Raw genomic sequence first — 9272 nt, 5'->3', positions numbered from 1 at the left:
TCATGCTGGAAACCATTTTTTTGACTTTTGTCGGAGCGGCAGCCGGAATGCTTTCCGGATGGACGATCATAAAAATCCTGGGCAGGACAGGGATCCATTTTGCCGGCTGGGGAGAGGGTTTCGAGGCCATTGGCTATGCAGCGAAGGTGTACCCGGTGGTGACCCCTGAATTTTTTGTATTTACGACGATCATGGTCATCACCACGGCGATCATTTCATCACTCTGGCCGGCCCGCAAGGCTTTGAAGCTAAACCCGGTGGACGCGCTCAGAACCGTATAGAACCATCATAAACCTGACAGGATATGAACGTACTTGTATTGAAGCTGGTGAATAAAATATACAATGCCTCCGAGGTAAAGGTTCATGCAGTGAAGGATGTGACCATTGACTTTGCGGAGGCCGAATTCACCTGCATCGTCGGACCATCGGGTTCCGGCAAGACCACCCTGCTGAACCTGATCGGCGGTCTCGATATGCCAACATCAGGGGAGATCATCATTGGCGGCACCAATCTGTCAAAACTCAAATCATCCCAGCTCATCGACTTCCGCCTGAACAACATCGGTTTTGTCTTTCAATCCTACAACCTGATCCCTGTGCTGACAGCCCTCGAAAATGTCGAATTCATCCTGCTTTTGCAGAAAAAAACGAAGGCTGAGCGCCAGCATCGGGCCATCGAATTGCTTACCCAGGTCGGATTGGGCGACAAGCTTCATAAGCGCCCGGGCGAATTATCCGGCGGGGAACAACAACGTGTGGCCGTTGCAAGGGCACTGGCATCCAGGCCACGATTCATCCTTGCTGATGAGCCCACGGCCAACCTTGACACCAAGTCGACAGAAAACCTGCTGGAAATCATGGAAAAGCTGAACCACGAAGAAGCGATGACCTTTATCTTTTCAACACATGATGCAAGGGTGGTGAACAAAGCACACCGGGTGATCACGATCGAAGACGGTCGTGTCAAAAGTGATGTTGAACAGCTTCCCCATTGATACGAACATGAGCATCCCGGCCAAGATCATTCTTTTCGCCTGCTCCACGCTCTGCCTTGCGGTAAGTTCGGCAGGCCAGGATTCTTCCCCAGGCAAATGGCAGTTCAACGGTTATATCAAAGACCTGCAGATGATCAGTTATGAAAATTTTAGAAAGGAATGGTACCTGAATAATGAGATCAACAACCGGATGACCCTGAAATGGTTCCCTGCCAATGGCCTGGTCCTGGAAGCAGGGATGCGTATCCGCTTTCTTTTTGGTAATTACATACAGTTAATGCAATACCAGTTACCGGATTTTAGCAAGACCATGGACCGTGATCCCGGCTTTCTGGACCTTACCTGGGTCATGGATGATGCGGATTCCTATGTTTTTTTGGCCGGTCTCGACCGGTTGAACCTGAAATATTCATTCAAAAAATGGGAATTCAACCTGGGGAGGCAACGGATTAACTGGGGAACCAATTTCATATGGACACCGAATGATATCTTCAATTCGTTTTCTTACTTTGATTTCGATTATGAAGAGCGACCCGGATGCGATGCCCTGCAGATCGAATACTACCCGGGGATGACTTCTTCCGTTCAGCTTGCTGCCAGCCTGAATCACGACCGGCGGCTGACGGCCGCAGCCATGTACCGTTTTAACCGCCGTGAATACGATTTTCAGTTTATGGCAGGTCAGATGGTTGAAGATCTGGTCATAGGAGGTGGATGGAGCGGGGATATATCCGGAGGCGGGTTTCGGGGTGAGTTCACGTATTTCCGCTCAGCAGAAAATTTTTCAGATACGACCGGGCAACTGGTGGCTGCCATTGATGGTGACTATACACTCAAAAGCGGACTATACCTTCATGCTTCCGCACTCTATAACAGTGCAGGGACCACGGGAAAAGCCGGAGGAAGCACCATGCTGGACCTGAGGAATATTTCGGTAAAGGATTTCACCCGGGCGCGTTATTCTCTTTTCGGCGAGATCGCTTACCCGGTCACTCCCCTGGTCAGGGCCGACCTGGCAGGGATCTACAATCCGTGCGATCATTCCTTTTTTATAGGCCCATCGGTCGACATCTCCCTGACCGATAATCTTTACCTCCTGCTCATCGCCCAGCTTTTTTACGGTGCCGACGGAACCGAATACGGGGACTACGGTAAATTCTGGTATGTACGGTTGAAATGGAGTTTTTAGGGGGGTATTTATGGTTATTTGTTGTTATTAGTTGTTATTTTAATAACCATTAATCACGCGAGGCCTGAAAGGCCGAGCTAATAACCATTAATCACGCGAGGCCCCGCAAGGCGCCGGGCTAATGACTATGAATGACCATATATTTATTTTTTTTTGCAACAATTGTTTCCAATCGAATTATGTATTAATTTTGCAGCCCTTAAAATAAAAGTATAAAAGCGAAATAAAAGTTCATCGATGTTCATTACACCGGAAGTTAAAAAGAATGCGTTCAAGGAATTCGGAAAATCCGAATTTGACACAGGATCAACGGAAGCGCAGGTTGCTTTGTTTACCTACCGCATTAAACACCTCACCGAACATCTCAAAACCAATCCAAAGGATCTGTCCACTGAGCGATCACTTGTCATGTTGGTAGGTAAAAGAAAAAAATTGCTGGAATTCCTGAAAAATAAGGATATTGAACGCTACCGCGAAATCATTAAAAAACTGAATATCAGAAAGTAAGTTATAACACGTTCCTCGTTGAAGGCAATCTCCAGTTGCCTTTTTTTTTGTATTAAGTCGTATCGATTTCTCTTCACGTAATATTATTTTTATGTCATCAGAAGGTATCATCAAGTCATTTGATTTAAATGACGGAAGAACTGTATCCATAGAAACGGGTCGTTTAGCACGGCAGGCTGATGGTGCCGCCGTTGTCAGGCTGGGCGACACCATGTTGCTGGCAACGGTAGTTGCCAAAAAAGATGCAGTGGAAGGAAGTGATTTCTTACCCCTCTCGGTGGAGTACCGGGAGAGGTATTCTGCAACGGGGCGTTTTCCGGGTGGTTTCATTAAACGGGAAGCGCGGCCTTCCGATCATGAAGTTCTGACTGCCCGGCTGGTGGATCGTGCTCTCAGACCTCTTTTCCCGGATGATTTCCACGCAGAGATACAGGTCATCATTACCCTCATCTCCGGGGATAAGAACCTGCCACCGGATTCGCTGGCTGCACTGGCAGCATCAGCTGCTCTCACCATCTCCGATATCCCCTTCCAGGGACCCATCTCGGAAGTCAGGATCGCAAGGATCAATGGTGAGTTCCTGATCACTCCGCTGATATCACAGCTGGAAGAAGCAGACCTCGACCTGGTCGTTGCCGCTACGATCGACAACATTGTCATGGTGGAGGGAGAAATGAAAGAGGTACAGGAATCCACCATGATCGAAGCCCTGAAAATAGCGCATGAGGCCATCCGGGTCCAATGCAGGGCACAACTGGAACTGGCTGAAATGCTGGGACGGCCTGTTGTGAAAAGGGAATACTGCCACGAAACGAACGATCCGGAACTCTACGAGGAACTCCGGAATGCGACGCATCAACAAACATACGATGCAGCCGCTTCCATCATTCCCGTGAAACGTGAACGTACTGAAGCTTTTGAAACCATTAAAAATGCATTCATAGAGACGATCCCCGAAGAACTCAGGGAGGCAAAAGTACCGCTTGTTCAGAAATACTATCACGAGATCCATAAGCAGGCTGTCAGAAAATTGGTACTGGATGCCAGGAAACGCCTGGACGGCCGCGGGCTGGACGAGGTCCGGCCGATCTGGTGCGAGGTGGACTATCTCCCCGCAGCCCATGGGTCTTCCATCTTTACCCGCGGTGAAACCCAATCCCTGACGACCGTCACCCTGGGCACCAAACTCGACGAGCAGGTGGTCGACGGAGCCGTTTATGAAGGAAAAAGCAACTTCATGCTGCACTATAATTTCCCGCCTTTCTCTACCGGTGAAGTCAAGCCTATGCGTGGCACCAGCCGCAGGGAGGTCGGTCATGGCAACCTGGCCATGAGGGCACTTAAACCGGTGATCCCTGCCAGCCCTGCAAATCCCTATACCATCCGGGTGGTTTCCGATATACTCGAATCCAACGGCTCGTCATCCATGGCCACGGTCTGTGCCGGGACGCTTGCCCTGATGGACGCAGGCGTGAAGATCCATAAACCGGTCTCGGGAATTGCCATGGGGCTGATCACGGAAAAGGAAACCGGCAAATATGCCGTTCTGTCCGATATCCTGGGCGACGAAGATCATCTGGGGGATATGGACTTCAAGGTGACTGGCACACGCGATGGGATCACAGCCTGCCAGATGGACATCAAAGTGGAAGGCCTGTCGTATGAAGTTTTGACAGAAGCCCTTGATCAGGCCCGGAAAGGCAGACTGCATATCCTGGATATCATGGAAAAGACGATCGCCGTGCCAAGAGAGGATTATAAACCCTTTGTCCCGAGAATCGAACAGATGACCATTGCCAAGGAATTCATTGGGGCAGTGATCGGACCAGGTGGTAAAATCATCCAGGAGATCCAGAGCTCCACCAATTCAACGATCATTATCGAGGAAGTGGGCGAAGTGGGCATCATCGACATCTTCGCCGTGGATAAAGTCTCGATTGAAGCAGCAAAGGACAGGATCAAGGCGATTGTGGCCATCCCTGAACTGAATGAGGTTTATCTGGGGACCGTCAAGAACATTACCTCTTTTGGCGCTTTTGTTGAAATTCTGCCCGGCAAGGATGGCTTGCTGCATATTTCCGAGATCGACTGGCGCCGCATTGCAGAAGTCGACAAGGTGCTCAAGGTAGGCGATAAGATCAAGGTAAAACTGATCGATATCGATCCGAGAACCGGTAAATTGAAGCTTTCCAGGAAGGTTTTGCTCCCAAAACCGCCAACCAGGGCGGAATAGCTTGTAACCATTCCCATAAAAATCCGTAAAATGAATTTTAAATCTCTTGATCATTAATCCAGGCTTATGAGGCAACTTAAAATTACCAAACAGGTCACCAATCGTGAAACCGCATCCCTCGACAAGTACCTGCAGGAAATTGGTAAAGTGGAGTTGATCACAGCCGATGAAGAAGTTTCATTGGCCCAGCGTATTAAACAGGGCGATCGCGATGCCTTGGAGAAACTGACCAAATCAAACCTTCGGTTTGTCGTTTCCGTTTCAAAGCAGTATCAGAACCAAGGACTTAGTTTGCCCGACCTGATCAATGAAGGCAATCTTGGACTGATAAAAGCTGCCCAGCGCTTCGATGAAACGAGGGGATTCAAGTTCATTTCTTACGCCGTATGGTGGATACGTCAATCGATCCTCCAGGCCCTGGCTGAACAGTCCCGTATTGTAAGGTTACCTCTGAACAAGATCGGATCCATCAACAAGATCAACAAGGCATACGCCAAGCTGGAGCAGGAATTTGAGCGGGAACCCAACTCCGAGGAGATCGCCGATCTGCTGGAGATCACGGAAACCGAAGTGAAGGAATCGCTCAAGAATTCAGGCCGGCACATCTCCATGGATGCACCGCTGGTGCAGGACGAAGATAATACAATGTATGATGTGCTTCGGAACGACGATGGTCCGACTCCGGAAACCCAGCTCATGTACGAATCACTGAAAAAGGAAATTGACAGGGCAATATCCACCCTGACTCCACGGGAAGCCGATGTGGTACGCCTTTATTTCGGTCTGAACCAGACACATCCCATGACCCTGGAGGAGATCGGTGAGAAATTCGACCTGACGCGCGAACGTGTCAGGCAAATCAAGGAAAAAGCCATCCGGAGGCTGAAACATACTTCCCGGAGCAAGATACTGAAGACGTATTTGGGATGAATCACCTGGTCGCTCCTTCCCTGCTTGCCGCCGACTTTGCCAATCTGCAACGCGACATCGAAATAGTGAACCGCAGTCAGGCCGACTGGTTCCACCTCGACATTATGGACGGCGTTTTTGTGCCGAATATCTCCATCGGAATGCCGGTCATCAAAGCGATCGCCCGACACGCCGAAAAACCATTGGACGTTCACCTGATGATCATTGACCCCGATCGTTACCTGGAAACATTCCACACTCTCGGGGCCGCTATCCTCACGGTCCATTACGAAGCCTGCCCGCACCTTCACCGAACCATCCAGAAGATCAAATCCCTTGGAATGAGAGCCGGAGTGGTTTTGAATCCGCATACGCCGGTATCAGTCCTCGAAGATATCCTCCTAGATGTTGACATGGTGCTGATCATGTCGGTCAACCCCGGATTCGGAGCCCAAAGCTTCATTGAAAACAGCTACGCCAAGATCCGCCGGCTCAAAGAAATGATCGTAGCCAGAAAAGCAAATGTGCTCATCGAAGTGGACGGCGGAGTGGACCTTTCCAATGCAGCCAGACTGGTGGAAGCCGGAGTGGATGTGCTGGTGGCAGGAAACACCGTGTTTGCATCTGAAAATCCAACGGAGACTATTTTACGATTGAAAAACCTTTGTTAAAATCAAATTTCAAAAAGCATAATATGTCTACCAAATTATCCCAGCTCAACCCTGCGCCTCTCTGGAATTATTTTGAAGAGATCTGCCAGGTACCAAGGCCCTCCAAAAAAGAAGAAAAAATCAGGGAATACCTTATCAATTTTGGGAAAAAGCATAGGCTGGAAACCCTGTACGATGAAACGGGGAACATCCTTATCCGCAAACCGGCATCACCGGGAAGGGAAAAACTGAAAACCGTCGTTCTGCAAAGCCACATGGACATGGTCTGCGAGAAGAACAGCGACAGTCCGCACGACTTTCTGCTGGATCCCATCAGGCCGTACATCGACGGGGAGTGGGTCAAGGCTAAAGGGACGACACTGGGTGCTGACGACGGTATCGGTATGGCGGCACAACTGGCCATCCTTGCATCCGGTTCAGTAACTCACGGTCCGCTGGAGTGTCTTTTTACCGTGGACGAAGAAACAGGGTTAACAGGAGCTTTTGGGATGATGCCGGGGTTTATCACAGGTTCGATCCTGATCAACCTGGATTCGGAAGACGAAGGGGAGATCTTTATCGGCTGCGCTGGCGGAATGGACACGGTTGCCCGATTTGCCATAAAGGAAAAGAAAGTGGCTGGGAGTTATATTGCATACCGGGTAAAAGTGGGGGGGCTGAAAGGAGGCCATTCAGGGGATGACATTCACAAGGGTCTGGGCAATTCCATTAAGATCCTGACCCGCCTGCTATGGGAAGCCTCACGTGACAGCCAGATCAGGGTCGCCTCAATCGAAGGAGGTAACCTGCGCAATGCCATTCCCCGGGAGGCAAGCGCCACCATCCTCGTCCCTTTGAAGAACCAGCAAAAATTCCTGGACAGGGTAGCCGGCTATTATGCAGATCTGCGCTATGAACTGGGCATAACCGAACCTGACCTGCTTTTTTCGGCAGAGGAAACGGAACTGCCCGAAAAGGCGATGGGGAAAAAGCTGCAGAAAAGACTGCTGAACGCATTGTATGGTTGCCCCCACGGCGTCATCGCCATGAGCCAGCGTATGCCCGGCATGGTGGAAACCTCAACCAATCTGGCTTCCATCAAGGCAAAAGATGAAGGCTACCTGGAGGTATGCACCAGTCAGCGCAGCGACACGAATTCCTCCAAGCACGACATTGCCCATATGGTGGAAAGCGTATTCCGGCTGGCAGGGGCCAAAGTGACGCATTCGGACGGATATCCCGGATGGAGCCCGAATCCCGGTTCAGAGATCCTGAAGATCAGTGTGGAAGCTTATCAGGATCTTTTCTCCAAAGAGCCCATCGTCAGGTCGATCCATGCCGGTCTGGAATGTGGCCTGTTCCTGGAGAAATACCCCGGGCTGGACATGATCTCGATAGGGCCTACCCTCCGTGGTGTTCATTCACCCGACGAACGCCTGGAGATCGCTTCTGTGGTGAAATTCTGGGATTTTCTGCTTGAAATTCTCAGGCGCCTGCCTGTCACTGCCTAAAGGAAAAATTTTACAGGCCGATTCCAAAGCCCACCTGGAAGATGGGATTTTGGTAGATCGAATATGGGGATTCGTTCAGGTCCCAGAGTACCGTGAGGCTAAGGAAAGAACTCCCTCCAATCCACTGTGTATATCCTCCTCCCAGCAGGTAGCTGCTGACGCTGATACGGTTATTTTCAAGGAATGTATCGTAGGGATCATAATTCAGGAGTTCATATTCTGCATGGGCAAACAATCCTTGGAAGATGTAGTATCTGAGCCAGGTCCGTCCGCCGAAAATATGGGTTGAATATTTGTATTGGTAGTATTCCTCGTGGTAGTACTGGTAGATGATGCCCACGGCGGCATTCAGCCGGTCGGTGATCCGGTAGCCGACCAGGGGGGAGACATCGACGAGGGTGACGGTGCCAAACTGAACGCCCAGATTGCCTCCGACGAAAATGCGGTCTTTAAAGGCTGACCGGGTGTGGGGGATGGAATCCCGAGAGGTGTTCTGGGCGGCCAGCGGGGTTAACCGGCCTAAGAACAGCAGGGCAAGAAAAATAGTGATGTACAGGTGAAACTTTTTTGTTGTATTCATGTAAAACAGTTTCAATGAAGTAGCAAATGTAGGGGAAAATTGTGGCCGGGGTTTTAGAAATATTTTTAAATGTTTTTGTAAAAGTATTGGAATTAGTGTTACCTTTGCCATCCTTTTCCGCTAATAATTTTTGAAATTTTTCGAATATTTTTAAAAATATTTTGTAAATTCAAAAAAGAGGTTTAATTTTGCAGCCCTTTTCGCCCTGAATGGACAGGGGAAAGGTGGAAAAGAAAAAAATGTTCTTTGAAAGAATTGAAGATGAGCCTAGTAGCGGGTTTCCTATCCCTTAAAGAGATAGAAACAGTATGCCCTGAAAAATAAGATCAAACAATTTTTACAATGAAGAGTTTGATCCTGGCTCAGGATGAACGCTAGCGGCAGGCTTAATACATGCAAGTCGAACGGTAAGGTCTCTTCGGAGATACACGAGTGGCGCACGGGTGCGTAACGCGTATGCAACCTACCTTCAACCGGGGAATAGTCTCGAGAAATCGGGCATAATACCCCATAACATTCAGGAGACACCTGTTTTTTGAATCAAAGTTCCGGCGGTTAAAGATGGGCATGCGTGGCATTAGCTAGTTGGTAAGGTAACGGCTTACCAAGGCGATGATGCCTAGGGGTTCTGAGAGGATTTACCCCCACACTGGTACTGAGACACGGACCAGACTCCTACGGGAGGCAGCAGTAAGG

At 49.5% G+C, this 9272-nt stretch carries 9 protein-coding genes and 1 rRNA gene; 9 read left to right on the top strand and 1 reads right to left on the bottom strand.

Annotation, left to right across the window (positions count from 1 at the left end; translation table 11 throughout):
- From PKI34_13380 to PKI34_13345, 8 genes are all read left to right on the top strand, one after another.
- Positions 1–281: FtsX-like permease family protein (locus tag PKI34_13380; GenBank protein HNS18796.1), on the top strand; the 281-nt coding region annotated here is incomplete at its 5' end.
- Between the two features lie 23 nt (positions 282–304).
- Positions 305–997 carry an ABC transporter ATP-binding protein gene (locus PKI34_13375; GenBank protein ID HNS18795.1) on the top strand — a complete coding sequence of 231 codons (693 nt, stop codon included), beginning with the start codon at positions 305–307 and terminating at the stop codon, positions 995–997.
- Positions 975–2186 (top strand): hypothetical protein, encoded by a 1212-nt coding sequence (locus PKI34_13370; protein HNS18794.1) that lies wholly within the window; start codon positions 975–977, stop codon positions 2184–2186. Before PKI34_13375 ends, PKI34_13370 begins: the two co-directional genes overlap by 23 nt.
- Before the next feature lie 237 nt (positions 2187–2423).
- The gene (gene rpsO / locus PKI34_13365; protein HNS18793.1) at positions 2424–2693 is read left to right on the top strand and encodes a 30S ribosomal protein S15; all 270 of its coding nucleotides are present in this window, start codon (positions 2424–2426) and stop codon (positions 2691–2693) included.
- Between the two features lie 91 nt (positions 2694–2784).
- The gene (pnp, locus tag PKI34_13360; GenBank protein HNS18792.1) at positions 2785–4926 is read left to right on the top strand and encodes a polyribonucleotide nucleotidyltransferase; all 2142 of its coding nucleotides are present in this window, start codon (positions 2785–2787) and stop codon (positions 4924–4926) included.
- A 66-nt stretch (positions 4927–4992) separates the two neighbouring features.
- Entirely contained in the window at positions 4993–5856 is an 864-nt protein-coding gene (locus PKI34_13355) for a sigma-70 family RNA polymerase sigma factor (GenBank protein HNS18791.1), read from the top strand.
- Positions 5853–6506 (top strand): ribulose-phosphate 3-epimerase, encoded by a 654-nt coding sequence (gene rpe, locus PKI34_13350; protein HNS18790.1) that lies wholly within the window; start codon positions 5853–5855, stop codon positions 6504–6506. The genes PKI34_13355 and rpe overlap by 4 nt, the downstream gene beginning before the upstream one ends.
- Positions 6507–6529: 23 nt before the next feature.
- Positions 6530–7996 carry an aminoacyl-histidine dipeptidase gene (locus PKI34_13345; protein ID HNS18789.1) on the top strand — a complete coding sequence of 489 codons (1467 nt, stop codon included), beginning with the start codon at positions 6530–6532 and terminating at the stop codon, positions 7994–7996.
- Between the two features lie 10 nt (positions 7997–8006).
- Here PKI34_13345 and PKI34_13340 read toward each other — a convergent pair whose 3' ends face one another.
- Positions 8007–8576: a hypothetical protein gene (locus tag PKI34_13340; GenBank protein HNS18788.1), complete on the bottom strand. Its 570-nt coding sequence runs from the start codon at positions 8574–8576 to the stop codon at positions 8007–8009.
- A 339-nt stretch (positions 8577–8915) separates the two neighbouring features.
- Here PKI34_13340 and PKI34_13335 point away from each other — a divergent pair.
- Positions 8916–9272, top strand: a 16S ribosomal RNA gene (locus PKI34_13335); the annotation flags it as partial.

It is taken from the genome of Bacteroidales bacterium (assembly GCA_035342335.1).
Taxonomy (GTDB): Bacteria; Bacteroidota; Bacteroidia; order Bacteroidales; family JAGONC01; genus JAGONC01.
This window is presented reverse-complemented; position numbering and strand designations above follow the sequence as displayed.

What these genes read in the sequence shown, in the direction of transcription:
- PKI34_13375 (HNS18795.1), top strand. Translation starts at nt 305, where the DNA reads ATGAACGTACTTGTATTGAAGCTGGTGAATAAAATATACAATGCCTCC.
- PKI34_13370 (HNS18794.1), top strand. Translation starts at nt 975, where the DNA reads ATGTTGAACAGCTTCCCCATTGATACGAACATGAGCATCCCGGCCAAG.
- rpsO (HNS18793.1), top strand. Translation starts at nt 2,424, where the DNA reads ATGTTCATTACACCGGAAGTTAAAAAGAATGCGTTCAAGGAATTCGGA.
- pnp (HNS18792.1), top strand. Translation starts at nt 2,785, where the DNA reads ATGTCATCAGAAGGTATCATCAAGTCATTTGATTTAAATGACGGAAGA.
- PKI34_13355 (HNS18791.1), top strand. Translation starts at nt 4,993, where the DNA reads ATGAGGCAACTTAAAATTACCAAACAGGTCACCAATCGTGAAACCGCA.
- rpe (HNS18790.1), top strand. Translation starts at nt 5,853, where the DNA reads ATGAATCACCTGGTCGCTCCTTCCCTGCTTGCCGCCGACTTTGCCAAT.
- PKI34_13345 (HNS18789.1), top strand. Translation starts at nt 6,530, where the DNA reads ATGTCTACCAAATTATCCCAGCTCAACCCTGCGCCTCTCTGGAATTAT.
- PKI34_13340 (HNS18788.1), bottom strand. Translation starts at nt 8,576, where the DNA reads ATGAATACAACAAAAAAGTTTCACCTGTACATCACTATTTTTCTTGCC.